Source organism: Mesorhizobium sp. M5C.F.Ca.IN.020.29.1.1 (assembly GCF_003997375.1).
Lineage (GTDB): Bacteria > Pseudomonadota > Alphaproteobacteria > Rhizobiales > Rhizobiaceae > Mesorhizobium > Mesorhizobium wenxiniae.
Window position 1 is genome coordinate 1 of sequence record NZ_RZSW01001161.1, and the last position, 549, is coordinate 549.

The 549-nt window shown below is 68.1% G+C and carries 1 protein-coding gene; it reads right to left on the bottom strand.

All coding sequences use genetic code 11. The features are described from left to right. Positions 1 to 512: DNA polymerase Y family protein (locus EOA85_RS36830; protein WP_164760201.1), on the bottom strand; the 512-nt coding region annotated here is incomplete at its 3' end. Positions 513 to 549 lie beyond the last annotated feature (37 nt).

Below are 549 nucleotides of genomic sequence, written 5' to 3' on the forward strand. Positions count from 1 at the left end.
GCCATGACGGCGCCCGCCGTGCGCAGGCCGACGCTTTCCAGGCTGGCGCGGATATCAGGCTCGATGCGCAGCGCCGCCAGCGGCAAGGGTGCGAGTAGCGCTTCCTCCTCGCCACCGGGGACGATACGGTCACTGGCAAACCGCGTTGCCGCCCAAGCAGCACCAGGTGTGGCGGCAAGGCCGGCGCGGACATCGAAACCCTGATGGAAAAAGCGCGACAGAATGTCGTCCAGCATCGCCCGTTCACCGCCGAAAAGGTGGGTGCAGCCGGTGACGTCGAGAAACAGGCCGTCGGCTGCGTCGATCGCCACCAGCGGAGTGTAGCGGTCGCACCAGTCGGCGAGGCTTTCGAGCAGGCGGCGGTCGGCCTCGGGATCGGCTTCCACTACGTCGATCGATGGGTGCATGGCGCGCGCGTCGGCTATGCCCATGCCGCGCTTCAGATGAAGCGCCTCAGCCCGCTCGTCGAGGGCGGCGATCCGCTGCGCGTTCGCTTGGCGATGGCTGATCACCAAGGGCAGGTGATCCGACGGCCGCGAACGCCAGGAC